We start from the raw sequence: 633 nt of genomic DNA, 5'->3' as shown, positions 1-633 counted from the left end.
GTCACTGTGACTTTTGCCGTGACGGGCGGGGCAACCTTTGACGCGGGAACCGAGGTGAGTAAAGAGGCCATCACTAACAGTGATGGGGTCGCGACAGCGGCGTTGGTCAGTCTGGTGGCAGGCGATCATGCGGTAACGGCAACGGTGGGCACCAACACCACCACCGCGAAAACGTCCAATTTTATCGCCGATGAAACCACCGCCATCATTGGTAGTACTGACTTTACTGTCGCCAGCGGCGCAGTGGCGAACAATATTGCCACCAACGCGGTCAGCGCGACGGTGAAAGACGGCAATGGGAATTTAGTGCCGAATGTGAGCGTGACGTTCGTAGTCAGTGGCGGGGCAACCTTTGAAGGCGGAACCGATCTGACTAAGGAGGCCATCACTAACGGCGCTGGGGTGGCAACAGCATTACTGATCAGTCGGGTGGCGGGCGATCACGACGTCACAGTCACGGTGGGGACCAACACCACCGCCGCGAAGACCTCCACCTTTATCGCGGATGAAACCACCGCCATCATTGGTAGCACTGACTTTACTGTCGCCAGTGGGGCCATTGCGAATAATACGGCGACCAATGCGGTGAGCGCCACGGTGAAGGATGCCGAGGGAAATCTGGTCCCCAATGTG

At 58.0% G+C, this 633-nt stretch carries 1 protein-coding gene; it reads left to right on the top strand.

Going from position 1 to position 633, the window contains the following annotated elements:
• The coding region (locus tag BN68_RS22840) for an Ig-like domain-containing protein (RefSeq protein WP_042807147.1) at positions 1-633 on the top strand (633 nt) is incomplete at both ends.

This window comes from Yersinia massiliensis CCUG 53443, assembly GCF_000312485.1.
GTDB classification, from domain to species: Bacteria; Pseudomonadota; Gammaproteobacteria; order Enterobacterales; family Enterobacteriaceae; genus Yersinia; species Yersinia massiliensis.
This window is presented reverse-complemented; position numbering and strand designations above follow the sequence as displayed.